Origin of the sequence: Haladaptatus paucihalophilus DX253, from assembly GCF_000376445.1 — an archaeon.
GTDB classification, from domain to species: Archaea; Halobacteriota; Halobacteria; order Halobacteriales; family Haladaptataceae; genus Haladaptatus; species Haladaptatus paucihalophilus.
The window spans coordinates 344226-364144 of the sequence record NZ_AQXI01000002.1; the positions used below are offsets into that span (position 1 = coordinate 344226).

The following is a 19919-nucleotide window of genomic DNA, read 5'->3' on the forward strand; positions in this document are numbered from 1 at the left end:
CGGTTGGGGTGTCCGATAGAAATCGTTTGGGTCGGTGGACGCGCGGTCAGGGTTTCGGCCGTTCGACGCGTTTTTGCCCCCGTTCCCTGACTCGATCGATGCGCGAGCGAGCGGTCACCCGCGTCTCTCCGACCATCGCGCCGACGAACGCGCCGATGGCGCCGCCGGTGCTCGCCGCGTTTCGACTGATGAACCCGCCGATTGCGCCGCCGATGGCGGCACCGATGGCGGCGTGACGGGCGCGACTCAATGCACGTGTGAGGCGAATGGAACGCATACACATCTACTAGTCGCCGAGACGCATAAATCCACTCGCGGATTCGGGGTGTCGTCGCGGACCTCCGCGAACCGTCATCCCGGATTCGAAAAGAAAGCGGGTCAGAACGCGTCCATCGCGGCGAACGCGTTGCTGATGGGGTGATAACCCGGTTCGACGGCGGTGCCGCGGTTAGGGTCGTCGCGCTCGTTCGTCCGGGACAGGCGCTCGAACCAGTTCCCGTGTTTCGTGTTGACGAAATTCGTCTCGGCGTACTCCCAGAGGCGGTCGTACCACGAGAGATACGCCTCGTTGTCCCGGCCGAGGAGCGCCGCCGCGCCGATACCCTCGGTTATCGCCCAGCCGTACTTGTCCGCGACGACGGGGGACCCGTCCACATCGACGGTGTAGTAGAAGCCGCCGTGGTCGTCGTCCCAGCCCATCTCGGTCGCGTGGTCGAACAGTTCGCGGGCGGACGTTCGAAGCCACGCCTCGTCGCGGACGTCGGCGAGTTGCGACAGGAGCTTCGACCACTCCAGATGGTGACCGGGTTGGTAGCCCCACGGGCGGAACTGGTGGTCCGGTTGGTCCTCGTTGTAACCCATGTCGTGCGTCCAGTCCGAGTCGTAGTGTTCCCAGAGGCGGCCGTCCGTCTCGGCCGCGAGGTCCCGAACGAGACGCTCGGCGATGGAGTAGGCGCGGTCGAGATAGCGCGCGTCCCCGGTCACGTCGTGGGCGACGAGCATGGCCTCGCAGGTGTGCATGTTCGCGTTCAGCCCGCGATACGGGGCGAGGTCGTCCCACGCGCCGTCGGCGCGGTCGGCGTACAGTCCGTGGTCCGGTTCCCAAAAGCGTCGGTCGATGGTTTCGACGGCGCGTCGGAGTTCCTCTTCCGCGCCCGGGATTCCGGCTTCGAGCGCGCGGGCGCTGGCGAGGACGACGAACGCGTGACCGTAACAGTAGCGCGTGTCGTCGGCGGTTTCCCGGCCGCGGAGTATCCAGTCGTAGCCGCGATTCTCGGCGTCCCACTGGTGGTTCGAGAGGAAGGACAGACCGTGCTCGGCGGCCGTCCGGCACCAGGCGGGACCGTCGAGGAGCGCGCCCACGCTGAAGTTGTGGACCGCTCGTGCGGTCGCCACGAGGTGTTTCGTCCGGCCGTCGTAGACGAAGCCGTCCCGTTCGTCGAGCTGGGCGACGTACCCGCCGTAGCGGGTGTCGATGCAGTCGGGGTAGTAGAAGTTCAGAACGCGGAGTATCTCGCGGCGAAGCTGTCGTGGGTCGTGATAGTTCAGGGTCATGCTCGTGGGTTTCGTTGGGTGTGGTTGGGTTTCGTCGGTTATAGTCTGAAAGGGGAGGTTCCCGTTCGAAAGGGGGAATCTCCGTTCGGGAGGGGTGTCTTCGTCTCCGTGAGTATCGCGGTCGGATCACTCGATTCCGCGCCTCATTTCGTCCGTCGATCTCGGGACACGACGACGGCGCGCAAGTCGTTGACGTTGGTTCCCGTCTCGCCGGTTTCGACGAGCGCGTCGTGAGCGGCGAGGAACGGATACACGTCGTGGTTTCGCAACGCGGCGCGTGCGTCGTCGCGGGCCTCGGGCGGAATCGTCTCGTGGTCCGCGATTGCACCCGCGGCGTCCGTGCTCCCGTCCAAGCCGTCGGTGTCGATACTGGCGACGACGATGCCGGGACGGTCGAGTTCGCGCGTCGCGGCGAGGGAGAACTCCTGATTCGGCCCGCCGGTCCCGTCGCCATCGACGGTGACGGTCGTTTCGCCGCCCGAGAGGAGGACGGCGGGCGGGGCGAGCGGATTCCCCGTCGCGGCACACTCGACGCCGATTGCGGCGTGAGTTCTGCCGACCTCGGCCGCCTCGCCGCCGACGCGGGACGAGAGGACGAGCGGGGAGTAGCCCAGGTCCCGCGCCCGGTCGGCCGCCGCGTCGAGCGCCGTCCAGTTGTCCGCGATGACGCGGTTGGTCACGTGCGCGAACGCGTCGGGGTCGTCGTTCCCGGTTGGGGTCGATTCCCGCTCGCGCAGCGCCGTTTCGATGTCCGCGGGAACGCTATCGAGGTTCTCTTCGAGGACCCGCTTCGCGTCCGCGGGCGTCGCCCGACTCGGATACGTCGGCCCGCTGGCGACGACCGACGGGTCGTCGCCGATGACGTCGCTGACGACCAGTCCCACGACGCGGGCGGGAGCGGCGGCACGGGCGAGACCGCCGTCCTTCACGCTCGACAGCGCGCGGCGGACGGTGTTGATGTCGTGGATGTCGGCACCGGAGCGGAGCAGGCCGTCCGTGACCGTCCGAAACGAGTCGAGCGAAATGCCCTCCGCGGGCGAAGAGAGGAGCGCGCTGCCGCCGCCCGAAATCGGCGCGAGCACGAGCGTCTCCGCGTCGGCGTCGCGGGCGGCGGCGAGGATATCACCGGTCGCGTCCCGGTTGCGTTCGCTCGGAAGCGGATGGTCGCCGGGACGAACGTCGATTCGGGTCGTCTCGGCGGGCGAGTCCGTCACCACGATGCCGTCGGTCAGGCGCTCGCCGAGGACGGCTTCGAGGCTGGCCGCCATCTCCCCGGCGGCGTTCCCCCCGCCGAGGACGACGACGCGCGAGAAGTCGTCGAGGTCGAACGTCTCGTCGGCGACGGTGAGCGTCGTCCCGTCTCGGGAGAGCGTTCGACGGACGACGTGCCGCGGACGTGCGGCGTCGATACCTGCGTGCAGGCAGTCGAGCGCGACGGTTTGTGGTGACGGTCGGTCGGTTCGGTCGTGGGTCATCGGTGGTCCGCTCCGTTCATGGTCACGCTTCGGCCGCGTCCCGTGTCAAGAGTGCGGTCAGATACTCCGCGTGGCACCACGCGAGCGGCATGGCGAACCGAACCACGTCGCGGTCATTCGTCTGGACTTCCAAATCGCGATAGGCCTCCCGCATGTGGCCCAGTTCCTCGGCGATGAAGTCGAACGACACGTCGCGCAAGACGTCCTCGTCGAACTCCTTCTCGTAGTCGAGTCCCGTGTCCCACTCGTTCTCCATGAACGCCTCGAACCGCCGTCTGGTCGTGAGGTGTTCGGGGATGTGACCCTCCTCGTTCGCGTAGCGCGCAATCGTCGCCAGTACGTCGTTTCCGCGGTCGAGGTCGCCGTTGGCGAACCGATACTGAGCGTGCCACGCGGTGTACTGCAACCACGGTCCGTTTCCGCCGTGCTGGTGGACGTCGAAGTCGCGGTAGAAGCCCATGAATCGCTGGATACCGCCGATTTCGGGGTCTTCAAGCGCGGTCGCGCTTCGGTTCGCGGCCTCGTGAAGCGCGTCGTCGAACAGGTCTTCGAGGTCGAAGTAGAAGGGAGCGAACAGCGTCACGTCCGGACGAGTGTCGAGGTCGCCCTCCGGCGAGTAGCGTCGCGGTACCTGTGCCGGACTCGTGAACGCGCGTTTCACGCCGCCTTCGAGGTGCGAGCGGAAGCGGTGGATGTCGTCCTCGACGGCCGCGGACTCCTCGGGGAGGAGGGAAAGCGCCCGTTCGATGTCGCGGAGGGCGGACACGAACACGCAGTTGACCCAGAGGGTGTAGCCGGACTCGATGCGGCCCTCGTGGATGCTCGTCGTGCTCTCCACGAGGTGGGCGTTCGGGTCGAAGAGGTCGTCGCGGACGTGCGCGACGGCCCTGTCGGCCGCGTCGATGACCCTCTCCCGGAACGAGGCATCGACCGTCGCCAGCGCGTCGGTCGCATCGAGGGCGAACACGGCGTGCGCGAGAACTCGCAAGCCGTGTCCAACGTTGTCCTCCTGTCGGTAAATTCCGCGGTCGGTGCCGTCGAGCGCGTAGCGCTGTCGCCACTGCCCGCCCTCTTCCTGTGCGTCGAGGAAGAACCGAGCGGCGTCGAGGATGTGCCGTTTGCACTGGTCGGGGCGGATATCAGCCTCGACAGCGCCGAGCCACGCTTTCGTGATGCAGGCGATGTCCCGCGGATAGGCGTAGGGATAGCGGTCGTCCGGGTCGCTCGCCAGCGGCACCGACCCGTCGCAGTCGGCCGGGTACACTAGGTCGTCCAAGACGTCGAGGTGGAACGTCGGGTCGTCGAGGTCGGTCGTCGGCGAATCGTGAATCGCGTTTTCCGTCGTATGGTTTGGCATTTGTCGGTGGAGGGATTAGTTGGAGATGGATGGTCGCTGTGTCTGTTCGTCGGGGAATCCACGCGTCTTGAGAGCGCCGCCGGTGTCCGCGTCGAAGAGGAACACGTCCCGCGGGGAGACGGTCACACCGAGCGTCTCGCCCGGGTTCGGATACGTGTCGGACGGGACGCGGGCCATGAGGTCTCGGTCCGCGATAGAGAGGTGAACGAAGTTGTCGTTCCCTTGGTACTCGGAGACGGTCACGGTCGCGGCGAACGTCCCGTCGGCCGGGTCGTCGGCGAGTCGAACGTCCTCGGGTCGGAGGCCGAGCGTGACCGACTCGCCGTCCGCGAGGGAAACCGCGCCGGACGGAACCGCGGCGAGCGTCGTTCCGCCGTGGCGGAACGCCAGTTCGTCGCCGTCCTCGCGGACCGTCGCCTCGAAGGTGTTCATCGAGGGACTGCCGAGGAATGTGGCGACGAACTCGTTTTCCGGGTGGTCGTAGGCGACTTCCGGCGGCGCGACCTGTTGGAGTTCGCCGTCGTTCATCACGGCGATACGGTCGGCCATCGTCATCGCCTCCGTCTGGTCGTGGGTGACGTAGACCGCCGTGACGCCGAGGTCGGTCTGGAGCTGTTGGAGTTCCGTCCGCATCCGCGCCCGAAGTTTGGCGTCCAGATTCGAGAGCGGTTCGTCGAGCAGGAACACGTCCGGGTCGCGGACGATGGCGCGGCCGAGCGCGACGCGCTGTTTCTGCCCGCCGCTCATCTCGTCGGGTTTGTCGTCCAACAGTTCGGTGATGTCGAGCAGTTCCGCGATGTCCTCGACCTTGCGATTTCGTTCGTCCGCGCTCAAGTCGGTCGAGTGTTTCAGCCCGTAGGCCATGTTCTCGCGGGCGGTCATCTTGGTGTAGAGCGCGTAGCTCTGGAACACCATCGCGATGGAGCGCTCGCTCGGCGCGAGGTGTTGGACCTCGCGGTCGCCGATGGTGATGGTTCCGTCGGTCACCGTTTCGAGACCGGCGAGCATCCGGAGCGTTGTCGATTTCCCGCACCCGGACGGCCCGACGAGAACCAGAAACTCGCCGTCGTCGATGTCGATATCGAGCGAATCGACCGCGACTTCGCGGCCCTGTGCGTCGTCGTATATCTTCGTGAGGTCGGTCAGTTCAAGCGTCGCCATGGGTTTCACCTCCGTGGTCGCAGTCCGCGGTTCGGTTCATCGAATCGCCTCCCCCGTCGCGTCGAACGCGTGGAGTTCCGTGCGGTCGAACGCCACCTCGACGTCCGCCCCCGGGGAAACCCCCTCGGGAAGCGCCCGGACGCGGGCGGTGAAGGTGTACTCCCCACGCGCGAGTTCGAGTTCGTAGGCGTTGCCGAGCGGTTCGATGACCCGCACCGCACAGGTCATCGCGTTCGTCAGGTCGTCCAGGTCGGGTCGGGAGACGTTCGCCACGTCCGCCGCTGGAGTTCGGAGCAGGTGGACGTCCTCCGGCCGAACGCCGAGGGTTTCGGTGTCCGCGGGGAGCGTCGTATCGAGTCGAACCGACTCCCCGTTCGGCAGGAGTTCGACGCCCTCCCCGACGGAGACATCGAAGAAACACATCGGGGGGTTGCCGATGAATCCGGCGACGAACTCGTTGGTCGGCGTCTTGTAAATTTCCTCGGGCGTCCCGACCTGCTGGAGTTCGCCGTCGTTCATCACGGCGATACGGTCGGCGACGCTCATCGCCTCCTCCTGGTCGTGGGTGACATAGACCGTGGTCGTCCCCAGTTCCTGCTGGAGTTCACGAATCTCGAAGCGCGTCCGAACCCGGAGTTGCGCGTCCAGATTCGACAGCGGTTCGTCCATCAGGAACGCCCGTGGCTCCCGGATGATGGTGCGGCCCACCGCGACGCGCTGTCGCTGGCCGCCCGACAGTTGGCCGGGTTTCTTATCGAGGAGGTCCTCGATTTCGAGCAGTTCCGCCGTGTGCTCGACTTTCGCGTCGCGCTCCTCGTCCGAGACGTCCATCTTCCCGAGCGGGAATTCGAGGTTGCCGCGGACGGTTTTGTGCGGGTAGAGCGCGTAGCTCTGGAACACCATCGAGAGGCCGCGCTCCTGCGGGAGGGTCCTCGTCACCTCCTCGTCGCCGATGTCGATGCGGCCGTCGGTCGGGGTTTCGAGACCGGCTATCATCCGGAGCGTGGTCGATTTCCCACACCCGGACGGGCCGAGCAGGACGAGGAACTCGCCCGGTTCGACGTCGAGCGAGAGGTCCTCGACCGCGAGCACGTCGCCGTACGACTTTTCGATGTTCGAGAGCGAGATACCGGCCCGCTTGGTCTCGACCGCCGAACGGTCCGTTTCGGCGGCGGTCGGCGATTCGTCGTCGATTTCGGTCGTTTCGGAGGACACGGATTAGCCCTCCACCGAGCCGAAGGTGAGGCCCTCGACCATGTATTTTTCAAGATACACGAACATGATGACGATGGGAATGCTCGTCAGCAGCGATGCGGCCATTATCTGTCCCCACACCTGGTGGAAGCCGGACGAGAGCGCGTCCAGACCGATGGGGAGCGTGAACGTCGATTGGCTTCGGAGGAAGATACTGGCGAAGAGGTACTCGTTCCACGCTATCATGTACGTGTAGATGAACACGGCCACGATGGCGGGTGCCGAAAGCGGGAGCGTGATGCGGAAGATGACTTCCAGCCGCGAGTAGCCGTCCATCATCGCCGCCTCCTCGATTTCCGGCGGGACGCTCCGGAAGTAGTTCCCGAGCATGTACAGCGACACCGGCAGCGTCTGGACGAGGTAGGTGATGACCAGACTGCCGAGGTTGTCCACGAGTCCCAGCCAGACGATGATTTTGAACAGCGGCACGACCAGCAGGATGCCCGAGAACATGTACACGAGCAGGACGCCGCGCGAAAACAGCCCCCGTCCCGGATAGTCGAGGCGGGCGAAACTGTACGCGCCGAACGTGGCGACGACGACGGACATCCCCGCGGTTATCACCGAGATGATGAGGCTGTTTTTGAAGTAGGTGACGAACGGGAACGTCTCCGGGCTGAAGACGCTCTGGTAGTGTTTCAGCGTCAGGTCTTGTGGCACGAACGACGGCGGGAGCGAGTAAATCGCGCTCTCCGGCATGAAGCTCGTGACGACCATCCAGTAGAACGGGAGGAGCGAGACGAACAGCGTGAGCGCTATCGCCCCGTAGAACACGACCCGTTCCCACAGGCTGGTTTCGATGCGACTTCGCCCGAAGGCGTTACCGAATCCCTCGGACACCGTAGCGAGTATTGTCTGTATCATGTGTTACCACTCCAGAATCCAGCTGACGTACATGAGCACGAACAGCATGAGCGCGACGAACAACACCATCGCGATGGACGCCGCCTGTCCGTGGTTGTAGTTGGCGAACGCGGTCTGGTAGGCGTACAGCGACAGCGTGTTGACCTTCTTCGTCAGCAGCCAGATGTCGGCGAACTTGTTGAAGTTCCAAATCCAGCGGAGCAGGAAGACGGTTGCGAGGACGTACTTCAACTCGGCCAGCGTGATGTCCTTGAACCGGGCGATGCGTCCCGCACCGTCGATTTTCGCCGCCTCGTACATGTCGCTCGGAATCGCCTGCAGTCGGGCGATGATCATCAGGAACGCGAACGGGAAGTAGCGCCACGCGTCGAAGGCGATGACCGTCCAGAGCGCCGTCTTCCCGTTGTTGAGCAGGTCGATGTTCCCCGAGTAGATGCCGAGGACGTTGCTGAGGAAGTACGGAACCATCCCGTACAGCGGGTCGAGAAGCCACTGCCAGACGTAGGCCACCGCGATGAGCGGGGCGACGTACGGCAACAGCATGAGGCCGCGGACGAGGCGACGGCCGCGGAACTTCCGGTTAAACAGGATGGCGACGCCGAGTCCACCGGCGGTGGCGAGCACGTCGCTGAACAGCGTGAAGATGACCGTCGTCTTGAGCGCTGCCCAGAACTCGCCGCTCGAAAGGAGGGTTCGGTAGTGTTCGAGACCGACCCACGTGGGGGACGCGTCGGGCGACAGGGGGACGTTGGTAAAGCTCAGGTACACGTTGTACAGGACGGGATACACGATGACCGCGGCGACCAGCAGGAGCGCCGGTGCGATGAGCAGGTAGCCGAGGATGGCCTCCTTCTGCTCGACGGTGTAATCGCCGTCCAGCGACAGCTTCGTACGATTTGCTAAACTCATGAGTGAAATGGGGTCATGGTCGATTTCGAGCGACCGATTATTCCGAGATGGCGTCGCGCATCTTCTTCGCCTGTTCTTTCGCGACCGTATCGGCGCTCTCGCCGTCGGTGACGCGCGAGATGGCGTCCGCGATGAGGAACTTGTTCGTGATGTTGCCGAGTTCCGGGAACGCCTTGCCGTCGACGTAGCCGAATCGTTCGATGTTCTCGAAGGCGGCCGACACGTCCTCGACGGTCGAACCCCACGCCTTCAGCGTCTCGTTGTCCTTGAACTCGTCACTGCTCGCGGTTTTCTTGAGGACGGGGTTCATTCCGCCGGGGGCCATGTGGAGCCACTCGACGTACTTCTCGTCCATCATGTATTCGGTCAGTTCCTTTCCGGATTCGAGTTGGCCGTCCGAGGCCGACTCGAAGAGATTGAGACCGACGATTTGACCGAACGAACTCTTGCGCTCGTGTTCGACGTACGGGGCGAATCCGGTGTCCTTCACCATCTTCTCGCCTTTATCCACGATGTCGCCCATGATGAACGTCGAATACTGGATGATGTGACACTGCTCGTTGAGGTACGTGTTGTTCGCCGTCTTCCAGGTGTCCTTGCCCGGCGGCGTGTACTTCGAGAGTTTACCGTAGAAGTCGAGCGCCTCTATCATCTCCTTGCTGTCGAAGACGATGTTGCCCTCCTTGTCGAACACGCGTGCGCCGTTCGAGCGGGCGAAGGGCGTGAAACACTGGCGGGCGAACGCCGTCTTCTTCGTGCCGACGACGATACCGTACTGATTGTCGTCCGGTTTGTGGAGCGCTTTCGCCGCCTTCAGCATGGTGTCCCACGACGTCGGCTGTTTCAGGTCGTTGTCCTCCAAGACGCTCTTTCGGAACCACATTCCCTCGACCCAGCCGTACATCGGAATCGAATAGTGGCCGCCGTCGGGCGCTTTCGTGAGGTCGAGCGCGCCCTTGTAGAACTTGTCCTTGCCGATGGAATCGATAACGTCGTCCGCAGCTTTCGTCGAGAGGAGACCACCGCTACCGAGTTTTTGCATCGGCGAGAGGCCGAATTCCGCGACGGTCGGAAGCGTGTCGGAGGCGCGCGCCGACGAAATCCGGGTCGGCAGGTCGTCCTCCTTGACCGCGTTCATCGTGACCGCCGCTTCGTGGTCCGATTCGAAGGATTTGAGCACGTCCTTGATGACCTTCTGTCGGTCGTTTTCCACGTTGCTCGTCCAGAAGGTGACGTCCTTCGAGCCACCGTCGCCACCACTGCCGCCGAGACTGCCGAGACAACCCGCGAGAGCAGTTACGCCAGCCGCTCCGCCGAGTGATTTCAGCACCGTACGCCGCGTTTTTTCCCCGTGTTTGTGGTCGCCTGTCATAGGAGCTCTGTCCTACTCAACCATGAAGAATAAGACATATATAAATCTTGCTCATGAGTTTGATACAGGAGTGAATATGAGAATTCGCACGGTCGGTACGACGCACGATTCCGAGAGACAGTTACAACATTCAACACGATAGGATGGGAAGGGACACACAGATGGACACCGACGAACTTCGCAACGGACTCCGAGAGGCGGGGCTCTCGACCTACCAAATCGACGCGTACGTCGCTCTATTGAACCTCGGGAGCGCGTCGGCGACGTCGCTCGCGGAACAGGCGGACGTTCCGCGGTCGCGGATTTACGACGTGCTCCGGGACTTGGAGGAAGAGGGCTACGTGGAGACGTACAAACAGGACGCGCTTCGAGCGCGCGCCAGAGAGCCGACGGAGGTACTACAGAAACTCCAGTCGCGGGCGGAGACCCTCTCGAACACGGCGACCGAGATTCAAAATCGGTGGCAACAGGCGGGTGTGGGTGGGCACCGCATCAGCGTCCTCAAACGGGTCGAGACGGTCATCGAGCGGGCCGAGGAGGCGATACGAAACGCGACCAGCCAAGTACAGCTATCCGTGACGCCCGAACAGTACGAAGAACTCGCCCCGGCCCTCGAAGCCTGCTACGAAAACGGCGTCTTCGTCTCCGTATCGTTCAACACGAGTCACAAACTTCCGAGCAAACTCCCGTCGGAGGAGGAGTTGTCCGGCGTCGTCACGGAGGCGCGCCACCGCCACCTCCCCGCGCCGTTTCTCGCGCTCGTCGACCGAAAGATAACCTGCTTTGCGCCGCACATGGAACCGGTCGAGCAGTACGGCACGGTGTTCGAGGACGAGACGCTCTCGTACGTCTTCCACTGGTATTTCGAGGCCGCGCTCTGGGAATCGTGGGCCGTCGTCCACACGTCCCACAGCGAGACGCTCCCGGCGGAGTACGTGAACATCCGGCGGTGCATCCGCGACATCGCGCCGCTGCTCGGCGAGGGGGCGACCATCACCGCGACCGCGAGAGGGCGGGAGATGGGGAAACGAAACACGGTGGCGCTCACCGGCGAAATCACCGACGTGCTGTACGCCAACGGCGACCTCCGGGACGGGGAAGCGACGCCATCGCTCTCCTCGCTCGCGGGACAGGCGACCATCGTCATCGAGACGGACGACGGGGAGTACGGTATCGGCGGGTGGGGTGCCGTGCTCGAGGACATGGAAGCGGACAGGATCATCATCGAAAAGGTGAGCTACCCTGACGACGAGGAGGACGCCTGATGCTTCCCGACGACTGTGCGCTCGCCATGGACTCCGGCCGACAGGTAATCGTCGATTCGAGGGGGGACGTCACTCCGAAGACGCCGGAAACCGGCGTGTACGAGTCCGACCATCGCTACCTCTCGACCCTCGAAATAGGGGTCGGAGACGCCGACGAGTGGACCGTCCTCGGCCGCGACTCCCGCGAGCGCGGCGTGACGACGACGCTCGCCAGCCCGACGGTCGGCACCGGTCGCGGCGACCAACGGCCGTGGACGCTCGAAAAACGCGTCGAACTCACGGAGACGGGCGTGACGGCCACGGCGCGACTCACGAACAACACCGCCGATACGCGGGAGACGACGGTCGCGTTCGAACTCACCCCCGATTTCGGCCACGTCTTCGAGATTCCGTCGTTCTTCTCGCCGCGCGAGCGCCAAGACAGGCCGGTTTCGGTCGAACGGCACCCGAACGGGTGTGCGTTCGTGGGAACCCTCGCGGACGGGACGGAACGGCGCGTGACGGTCAGTTCGGACTCCAGCATCGAGACGACGAGTACCGACGATTCGGCGACGGTTTCGACCGACGTGGCGGTCGCACCCGCTTCGACGCGGACGGTCGAACTCGACATCGACCTCCCGGACGGGGCGCGGAACACGCCCGAAATCGACGCGGGTATCGACTGTCCGCGGTACGGTCGGCTCATCGACCGCGCCGCGGAAACGCTCGGGGCGCTGATGCTTCCGTGCGGCGTCCCGGCCGCAGGCGCGCCGCGATTTCTCGCGCCGTTCGGCCGGGATTCGCTGCTCGTGAGCTACCAACTCCTGCCGTTCGATTCGAGCGTCGCGGAGCGAACGCTCCGGTTCTTGGCCGACGAGCAGGGAACGGAAACCGACGACGCGACGCTCGAAGCACCCGGCCGAATCATGCACGAGAAGCGCCACGGCGACCTCCCCGCCATCGGCGAGAGCGTTCGAACGCCGTACTACGGCACCATCGACGCGACGCCGCTGTTCGCCGCGTTGTTCGCGGATACCGTGGCGGAGACGGAGGACGAGACGCTGTTCGGTTCGGTGTATCCCCACGCGAAATCGGCCGTCGAGTGGACGCTCGCCGAGTTGGACGACGAGGGATTCCTCTTCTACGAACCGCACGACCACCCGCTCGGTCTCGCCCATCTCGGGTGGAAGGACAGCGCGGAGGCGCTCGCGCGGCCGGACGGGACGCCCGCACAGGGATCGGTCGCCCTCGCGGAGGTGCAGGGGTACGTCTTCCGCGCGCTGACGCGGTTCGGGCCGCTCGCGGAGCGGGCGGACGATTCGACGCTCGCGGCGGAGTGCGAGGTGGCCGCGAAAACGCTCGCCGAATCGTTCGAGAAACGGCTGTGGCTCCCCGAGGAGGGGTGTTACGCGCTCGGTATCGACGACCGAGGAGTCATCCCGAGCGTGGCGTCGAATCAGGGCCACGCCGTCTGGGGCGGGTTGGGAAGCGACGACCGGGTCGCACGAGTCGCAACCCGGCTGACGGACGACGACGTGCTCACGTCGGCGGGGCTCAGGACGTTCGCGTCGTCGCACGACTCGTTCGACCCGCTCTCGTACCACCGCGGGAGCGTCTGGCCCCACGACACCAGCATCGCCGCGATGGGATTCGCGGAGCGCGGCCACCACGAGACGGCCGAAGCGCTCGCCGTGCGGGGACTCGACGCGCTCGCCGACACGGTTCGGACGGACTTCCCGGACCGGTTCGGCTTCCCGGAACTCATGGTCGGCTTCGACGGGGACGTATCGGCGGGGACGGTCCGACACCCGGACGCCTGTATTCCGGCGGCGTGGAGCGCCGGGAGCGTGTTCGGCTTTCTGCAGAGTGTAGCGCTCAACCGGGAAACGGCGGACGCGATAGCCGAGTTGGTTCGGTAGTCAGGCCGAGCGGCGAACGACGACGAGGAGTATCGCCGCGACCAACGTCATCCCGGCCAACAGTTCCCAGCCGGTTCCGTACCCCGACCGTTCGACGAGCATTCCGAAGATGGGCGGGGCGACGAGTCCGCCGACGTTGATGGCGGTCTGCCCGCCCGCCGTCGCGGCCCCGATGTCGTCGCCGTTGACGAGTGTGCTCAGACAGGAGTAGAACACGCCGGTCGAGCCGTAAATCGAGAGGCCGAGTCCGGCGAACACGACGAGCGCGACGGGGAACGAGGGGCTTCCGGCGGCGAGTGCGCCGAACAGGACGACACCGGTCGCAATCTGGACGAGCGCGACGGTCGCCGACCCGCGGGCACCGCCGAGCCTGTCCGCGGCGGTTCCGGCACCGATTCGTGCGGCACTTCCCGTGACCTGGGTGAGCGCCAACACGATACCGCCGACGGCGGTCGTTTTGCCGAGACCGTCCACGACGTAGAGGACGATGTACCCGAGCATGGCGAAGATGGACGCGCCGAGGAAGAACCCGGCGACGACGAGCAGCAGGTACGGCACGTTCGACCGGAGTTCCGAAAAATCCGGCAGCGACAGCTGGCCGTCGCCGGACGACCCGCCGTAGACGGCGGCGAACCCGAGCGCGTAGCCACCCGCGAGCACCGCGATGACCCAGAATCCGAGCTGCCACGCCGCGACGGCGGCGACGCCGGTGATAACGAGCGAGGCGACGGCGCTCCCGGCCGTGACGCCGACCTGTTTCAGTCCCATAGCGAGGTTCTGCCGACCGTCCGGCGCGCTGGTGATGATGCCCCGGTTCGACGCGGGCATGGCCGACGAGTAGGCCGCACCCAGCGCGAGGCCCGCCACGAGCAACAACGCGTACGATGACGCGACGGAGACGCCGACGGTGGCCACGGCGAGCGCGACCAATCCCACGACCATCACGCGTTTCTCGCCGTAGCCGTCCACCGCGGCACCGCTCGGGAACAGCGCGAGCGTGTAGCCGAACAGCGCCGCCGTCAGGAAGAAGCCGACGCTCGACGCCGACAGGGAAAAGGCGTCGCGGACGATGCCGGTTGCGGCGAAGATGCTGTAGTAACAGAGGCTCGCCGCCGTTTGCCACCCGGTGACCGTCGCAACGGACCGCCAATTTCTCGACACGAAGGTAGATTCCTCGGTCGAAAATCGCCCGGCGGCGCGGTAAGCGTGACGACTCGGGAAAACGATGCCTCGTTTCGACGGCCACGAACGGCGGCGAAAGGGGAGACGGATTCCGGTTTCCAGACCACTTATCGACGTCTGGGGCGTTACCCGAGGTGCTATGTCAGAGTCGATGCGAGCAGTCGAAGTCGCCGAACCGGGCGCATCGTTCGAACTCGTGGAGCGGGAGATTCCCGAACCGAGTGGCACCGAAGTTCGCGTCGAAGTCGAGGCGTGTGGCGTCTGTCACAGCGACGCCTACGCGAAAGAGGGCGGCTATCCCGGTCTCTCCTATCCGCGAATCCCCGGGCACGAAATCGTGGGGCGCGTCGATGCGGTCGGCGAGGACGTGGAACTGTGGGAGGAGGGCGACCGCGTGGGTGCCGGATGGCACGGGGGACACTGTTTCACCTGCGAAGCCTGCCGTCGCGGCGAGTTCCAGCAGTGCGAGAACGCAGACATCCACGGCGTGACGGTCGACGGTGGCTACGCCGAATACGCGGCGGTCAACGCCGAGGCGCTCGCCCGCGTCCCCGACGAACTCGACGCGACCGACGCCGCCCCGTTGCTCTGTGCGGGAATCACGACGTACAACGCGCTCCGACACACCGACGCCCGACCGGGCGATCTGGTCGCGGTGCAAGGCATCGGCGGCCTCGGTCACCTCGGCGTGCAGTACGCCCGACAGGCCGGGTTCGAAACGGTGGCCATCTCGCGCGGCACCGACAAGGAGGAGTACGCCCGCGAGTTGGGTGCCGACCACTTCATCGATGCGAAGGCCGACGACCCAGCAGAAGAGCTACAGAAACTCGGCGGTGCGAAGGTCGTCCTCGCGACTGCGCCGAACGCCGACGCGATTTCCTCGGTCGTTCCGGGCCTCGGCACGGACGGGGAAGTCGTCGTCGTCGGCGTTCTCGTCGAACCCATCGACGTTTCCGGGGCCGCCCTCGTCGGAAGTCGCGGCGCGGTCCGGGGATGGGCGTCCGGGCACGCCCGCGAGTCACAGGACACCTTGGAGTTCAGCGCGCTCCGCGACATCACGCCCGAAGTGGAGACGTTCGACCTCGCTGACGCCGACGAAGCCTACGAGCGGATGATGGAGAACGAAGTCAGATTCCGCGCCGTGCTGGAACCCTGAGAACGAGCGGTCGCCCGGTCCGCGACGCTCGTCTCAACGGGTTTCAGACGGGAGCCGAGGACGCACCGGACTGAGACCCTCTGCTCTCTGGGGCTGGACAGTGTTGTTGCCCAATAATACTGAGCACACATACTATTCAGAACTACTGACCAGACATACTGGCCAGCAATATTGGAAAAGAATATCGACCGTTCGGACTGAGCGAGACAGTCCGTCGGTCAGACTCGATTCGGCACTAGTCGAGTCCACGCTCGGAGGGAAACGACCGCCGATTCGAGCGAGCGTAGCATCCGACAGAGAGCGGTTATAAGGCGTTAAACAACCATACACGCGAATATACTGAGTAGTAAAACTATCCAACAACACCATTCAGCGATACCGAATAACAATACTGCTCAGAAACACCAACCACAGAGACCATTCCGACGGTATCGAGAGAGGCACTGCCCAACAGCACTGAGCAGGCACAACGACCAGGGATACTATTCAACAGTACTGAGCGTTGTTACTGCTCAGTAATACTGCCCGGTGCGTCTGACTAGTGTTTTTATGGGTTGCTTACGATAGGGTTCCTGTATGATTCCGTACACGGTTTGGTCGGAGGCGGGAGGCGTCGGGAAGACGACGTTCTCCGTGAACCTCGCGGCGGCGCACGCGCGGCGCGGACAACAGGTCCTCGTCATCGACATGGACCCGCAGGAGGGCGGACTGACACACCACTTCGGCGCGGACGACTACCGGTCGGACGCGAACGTGGACAACATCGTCCGGCACATGGTCGAACGACCGAAGGGCGAGTTCGCCGACCTCGTGATGAACGTCGGCGAGAACCTGGACCTCGTTCCGGGTCACAACATGCTCGGCTCGCTCGAACAGAACCTCACGCGCGCGGCCGAGATGGAACAGTCGATGCACGACGCGAACTACCGCTGGCCGAAGGAGAAGCAACTTCGGCGTGTGCTCGCCGACGGGGGCGTCCCGGACGAGTACGACGTGCTCATCATCGACCCCCCGGCGACGGTCGGACAGCACATCTACAACTCGATTTACGCGACGTCGAACCTGCTCATCCCGGCTGAACTGAGCGCGAAAGGCGAACAGAGCGTCGAGGGGCTTCGGGACGTGGTGAACAACATCGAAGAGACGCTCGGCGACATCGAAGTCGGGATTCTGGGAGTCGTTCCGAACAAAGTCAGCGGGACGAACGTCCAGCAGTCGGTGATGGACGAGCTCAACGAACAGGAACTCCCCGTCGCACCCGTCTCGATACGGGAGCGCGGCTCCATGCTCGGCGAAGCGTGGCAAAACCAAGTGAGCATCTTCGAACTGGGTGAGAGCGAGGACTACCGCGACCTCCGGGAGTACGAGGAGACGACGCTCGAAAAGTTCGACGAACTGGCGGCGTACATCTCGGAGCAGTTCGTGACACAGGAGACGGTAGCATGAAAACCGGCGCATCGGATCCCTTCGGCGACGACGGCGGAAACGAGATTTCGGAGTCAGAATCGACCGACTCGGAGACGACGACCGAGGAGACCACCGAGTCAGCAACACCAGATAATAATACTAGCCAGATTAACCGAGCAGACCTACCACTCATACTTCGTCGTGATACCGTCAAGGACGAGCGCGAAAGCGTCCACCAACTGTTCGTGCAGGACTCCACGGACGGGCGCGCCAAGGACGCCGAGCGCGAGTTGGAGTCTATCATCGGCGACGACATCTACCGACTCGACGCGCGGGAGGCCATCTATCTCGCGGGCATGCGGAACCTCGATACCGCGGCGGACATCCTCCGCGAGTGGGGCTACGACCTGTAGTTCGTCCCGCGGCGTTCCTTCCATTCCGGTAGCCACAAAGAGAAAATAGCACCGCGGTGAACACGACGGCCATGGCAACGCTCGGTGAGGAAGACGAGGGGAAGTTCCTGATGGACGGCGACGGTGAACAGCTCGGAATCGTAACGGAAGTCAAGGACAACACGGCCTACGTGGACCCCGACCCCAGCCTCGGCGAAGCGTGGGTGGAGTCGTTCGGATGGGGGAGCATCAACGAAGACGACCTGAGCGTCCCCGGCAACGTTATCGACACCGTGACCGACAAGGAACTCCGCATCGAGAAAGAACTCTAACTCGAAACCGTCGACGACAAGCGCGTTCAGGTACTCGGACTCGGAGAACCCTGTTCGACGCTCGGTTCGAGGGCGTGACCGGTGATGGTTCTGAGCCGGTCGGTGAGGCGTTCGATTTTGGACTCGCCCGTGAGCGCGACTTCGAGGACTTCGCTGATGTGCGAGACGGGGATGATTTCGACCATCTCCTCGTACTCTTCTTCTATCATCACGTCCTGCTCGTTGGCCTTCGGGATGATGACTGTCTTGATACCCGCTTTCGCGGCCGCCTCGATTTTGTGCGTGACGCCGCCGACCGGGAGCACGTCGCCGCGGACCGACAGCGAACCGGTCATGGCGATGCTCTGGTCGATGGGGATATCTTCGAGGGCGCTGATGACCGCGGTGGCCATCGTCACCGACGCGGAATCACCCTGGACACCCTCGTAGGCTTGAACGTACTGGATGTGGATGTCCTTTTTCGCAATCTTCTCGTCGCTGAACTTCTTGATGATGGCGCTGACGTTCTGGACGGCCTCCTCGGCGATGTCCTGCAGTTTCCCGGTGGCGATGACCTGACCGGAACCCTGTGAGGGCGCGATTTCCGCCATGACGGGCATGACGATGCCGCTGTCATCGCCCATGACGGCCAGACCGTTGACCCGTCCGACCACGTTGCCGTCCGACACCGTGAGTTCGTAATCCTTCCGGCGCTCGATGTAGTTGTCGGCTATCTGTTGCTCGATGGAGCGCGAGCGCTGTTTCGCCTGCAGCACGTGGTCGCGCGTGGTGTTCTCGGCGTCCTCGGCGCGGGCGATGTCGCCCGCAACGCGGACGAGGCCACCGAGGTCACGCAGCTTGAGTGTGAGGTGGTCCTTGCGCATCGCGCGGCGCTGGGCATCGTGAACGACTTCTCCGATAGCGTCGCGCGTGAAGTGCGGAAGGCTACCGTCTTTTTCGACTTCTTGGGCGACGAAGCGCGCGTACTTGCGGCGCATCTCCGGCGTGTCGTCGATAGTATCGTTCATGTAGACTTCGTACCCGTATCCCTTGATACGGCTCCGGAGCGCCGGGTGCATGTTCTCCATGGCGTCGAGGTTCCCCGCCGCGACCATCACGAAGTCGGTCGGAACGGGTTCCGTGTGCACCATCGCACCGGACGAGCGCTCGGACTGACCGGTGATGGAGAACTCGCCCTCCTGAATCGCCGTCATCAGCTTCTGCTGACTGCGGATGTCGAGGGTGTTGATTTCGTCCACGAACAGCACGCCCTTGTTCGCGCGGTGGATAGCGCCGGGTTCCACGCGGTCGTGGCTCGGCGTCTCCATGCCGCCGGACTGGAACGGATCGTGGCGCACGTCGCCCAGCAGCGCACCAGCGTGGGCCCCCGTCGCGTCCTCGAACGGGACGGTCTCGGTATCGGCGTTATCGACCAGCAGGTTCGGAATCACGGCGTTGGTCCCGCGCGAACCGTAGTTGAACATGAGATAGACGACCGCGACCGCGATAGCGCCCAACAGCAAATCTTTGGCGAGAAAGATGGCGTAGCCGCCGATGATGGCGATGAGCGTCCACATCAGGAACGTTCGCATCCGATTGCGTTTCCGTGCTTCCTCCCTGTGGGCGTTGATTATCTGTCTCCCCTTTCCGGCGGGCACGGTGCGGACTTTCGGCTCGTTCCCGTCGTCGGGGTTGTGATAGACGAGGACGTCCTGGAGTTCCTCCTTCGGGAGAAGTTGGCTCATCGCCTTCGCCAGCATCGATTTCCCGGTCCCGGGCGACCCTATCATCATCACGTGACGGCGCTGTGTGGCCGCTTTCTCGACGATATCTCGTGCCGTATCTTGACCGATGACCTGATCGACCAGTCGGTCGGGGATGGGAATCGCTTCGGTCGTTTCGACGTCGAGTCCTCCGAGAAGGTCGTCGTCGGTTTCGGGGTCGAAATCGTCGGCGATCAGCGAGGCGTCGATGTTTTGCCCGAGAGCGTCATCCGCCGCGGGGGTCGGCGTGGAGGACGGGTCGTCGTCGGAGACAGGCCGTGAACCACCTCGTCCGTCCGATTCGGAACCATCATCGGCAGGTACGGGCACCGTTTCGGACGTGGAGGGGTCGTCGGTGTCGTTTGGATTACTCATTCTACTATATCGTTGATACAACGCCCGGGACGATAACAGATATACTTTCTGAAAGGAATGGCGTTTCATTGATATTTTCGGGGACGGCCAATTCCGACCGTACGCGCGAGGTACGGCGGACGACGATGAATCGACACCACGAACCGAGCCGACGGCACCCTGAAGTGACGAACGATGAGACAGGAGGAGCGTGGACGGCCGGGACGTCGGGTGCCACCTGTACG

Annotated in this window: 17 protein-coding genes; 6 read left to right on the top strand and 11 right to left on the bottom strand. The window is 64.2% G+C overall.

The window, feature by feature from the left end:
• Positions 1-46: 46 nt before the first annotated feature.
• From B208_RS0117900 to B208_RS0117940, 9 genes are all read right to left on the bottom strand, one after another.
• Positions 47-277, bottom strand: a complete 231-nt coding sequence (locus tag B208_RS0117900) for a hypothetical protein (protein WP_018129030.1) — start codon at positions 275-277, stop codon at positions 47-49.
• Between the two features lie 101 nt (positions 278-378).
• Positions 379-1554, bottom strand: a complete 1176-nt coding sequence (locus B208_RS0117905) for an AGE family epimerase/isomerase (RefSeq protein WP_007981074.1) — start codon at positions 1552-1554, stop codon at positions 379-381.
• 143 nt (positions 1555-1697) lie between these two features.
• Positions 1698-3029 (bottom strand): glycerate kinase type-2 family protein, encoded by a 1332-nt coding sequence (locus B208_RS0117910; protein ID WP_018129031.1) that lies wholly within the window; start codon positions 3027-3029, stop codon positions 1698-1700.
• 22 nt (positions 3030-3051) lie between these two features.
• The gene (locus tag B208_RS0117915) at positions 3052-4386 is read right to left on the bottom strand and encodes a hypothetical protein (protein WP_007981076.1); all 1335 of its coding nucleotides are present in this window, start codon (positions 4384-4386) and stop codon (positions 3052-3054) included.
• Between the two features lie 15 nt (positions 4387-4401).
• Positions 4402-5547 (bottom strand): ABC transporter ATP-binding protein, encoded by a 1146-nt coding sequence (locus B208_RS0117920; RefSeq protein WP_007981077.1) that lies wholly within the window; start codon positions 5545-5547, stop codon positions 4402-4404.
• A 36-nt stretch (positions 5548-5583) separates the two neighbouring features.
• Positions 5584-6675, bottom strand: a complete 1092-nt coding sequence (locus tag B208_RS0117925) for an ABC transporter ATP-binding protein (RefSeq protein ID WP_232423868.1) — start codon at positions 6673-6675, stop codon at positions 5584-5586.
• Between the two features lie 90 nt (positions 6676-6765).
• On the bottom strand, positions 6766-7665 hold the full coding sequence (locus tag B208_RS0117930; RefSeq protein ID WP_007981079.1) for a carbohydrate ABC transporter permease: 900 nt from the start codon (positions 7663-7665) through the stop codon (positions 6766-6768).
• Positions 7666-7668: 3 nt separating this feature from the next.
• Positions 7669-8574: a carbohydrate ABC transporter permease gene (locus B208_RS0117935; protein ID WP_007981080.1), complete on the bottom strand. Its 906-nt coding sequence runs from the start codon at positions 8572-8574 to the stop codon at positions 7669-7671.
• A gap of 37 nt (positions 8575-8611) precedes the next feature.
• A complete protein-coding gene (locus B208_RS0117940; RefSeq protein ID WP_007981081.1) occupies positions 8612-9946 on the bottom strand; it encodes an ABC transporter substrate-binding protein in 1335 nt (444 codons plus the stop codon).
• 161 nt (positions 9947-10107) lie between these two features.
• On the opposite strand from B208_RS0117940, the gene B208_RS0117945 reads away from it, so the two are divergent.
• Together B208_RS0117945 and B208_RS0117950 are read left to right on the top strand one after the other, a co-directional pair.
• On the top strand, positions 10108-11211 hold the full coding sequence (locus B208_RS0117945; protein WP_007981082.1) for a TrmB family transcriptional regulator: 1104 nt from the start codon (positions 10108-10110) through the stop codon (positions 11209-11211).
• Positions 11211-13109, top strand: a complete 1899-nt coding sequence (locus tag B208_RS0117950; RefSeq protein WP_007981084.1) for an MGH1-like glycoside hydrolase domain-containing protein — start codon at positions 11211-11213, stop codon at positions 13107-13109. Before B208_RS0117945 ends, B208_RS0117950 begins: the two co-directional genes overlap by 1 nt.
• Here B208_RS0117950 and B208_RS0117955 read toward each other — a convergent pair whose 3' ends face one another.
• Positions 13110-14270: an MFS transporter gene (locus B208_RS0117955; protein ID WP_007981086.1), complete on the bottom strand. Its 1161-nt coding sequence runs from the start codon at positions 14268-14270 to the stop codon at positions 13110-13112. It abuts the gene before it with no gap.
• A 160-nt stretch (positions 14271-14430) separates the two neighbouring features.
• Between B208_RS0117955 and B208_RS0117960 the strand changes: the two genes are divergently transcribed.
• The 4 genes from B208_RS0117960 to B208_RS0117975 all read left to right on the top strand — a co-directional run bounded on the left by B208_RS0117960 (position 14431) and on the right by B208_RS0117975 (position 17578).
• Positions 14431-15447 (top strand): alcohol dehydrogenase, encoded by a 1017-nt coding sequence (locus B208_RS0117960; RefSeq protein WP_018129032.1) that lies wholly within the window; start codon positions 14431-14433, stop codon positions 15445-15447.
• Between the two features lie 576 nt (positions 15448-16023).
• The gene (locus B208_RS0117965) at positions 16024-16893 is read left to right on the top strand and encodes a ParA family protein (protein ID WP_007981090.1); all 870 of its coding nucleotides are present in this window, start codon (positions 16024-16026) and stop codon (positions 16891-16893) included.
• A complete protein-coding gene (locus B208_RS0117970; RefSeq protein WP_007981092.1) occupies positions 16890-17267 on the top strand; it encodes a hypothetical protein in 378 nt (125 codons plus the stop codon). The genes B208_RS0117965 and B208_RS0117970 overlap by 4 nt, the downstream gene beginning before the upstream one ends.
• Before the next feature lie 71 nt (positions 17268-17338).
• Complete coding sequence (locus tag B208_RS0117975) at positions 17339-17578, top strand: hypothetical protein (RefSeq protein WP_007981094.1); 240 nt, start codon at positions 17339-17341, stop codon at positions 17576-17578.
• 26 nt (positions 17579-17604) lie between these two features.
• On the opposite strand, the gene lonB is transcribed toward B208_RS0117975, so the two are convergent.
• On the bottom strand, positions 17605-19695 hold the full coding sequence (lonB, locus tag B208_RS0117980) for an ATP-dependent protease LonB (RefSeq protein WP_007981095.1): 2091 nt from the start codon (positions 19693-19695) through the stop codon (positions 17605-17607).
• Positions 19696-19919: the final 224 nt, after the last annotated feature.